Annotated in this window: 1 pseudogene; it reads right to left on the reverse strand. The window is 45.7% G+C overall.

Annotated elements, in window-relative coordinates:
- Positions 1-278 (reverse strand): annotated as a pseudogene (locus AAEY72_RS14660) (integrase core domain-containing protein); the annotation flags it as partial.

Raw genomic sequence — 278 nt, forward strand, 5'->3', positions numbered from 1 at the left:
CTTTTAGCCTCAGCGATATTCTCATAACCGCCCTTTGGCATCCATTCTGTTTTAAAGCTTCTAAAGAAGCGCTCAGTTGGGGCGTTATCCCAACAATTTCCACGACGGCTCATACTCTGTGTCATACCGTCGCAGTCATCGATTGATTCAGCAAATTTCTTACTGGTGTAATGCGTGCCCTGATCTGAGTGAAATAACACACCACTTGGTTTGAGTCTCGTCTGATACGCCATTTTCAGAGCGTTACCTGTCAGAATACTATCGGGTGAGTCTGAGAC

Origin of the sequence: Psychrobacter sp. W2-37-MNA-CIBAN-0211, from assembly GCF_040309405.1 — a bacterium.
GTDB classification, from domain to species: Bacteria; Pseudomonadota; Gammaproteobacteria; order Pseudomonadales; family Moraxellaceae; genus Psychrobacter; species Psychrobacter glaciei.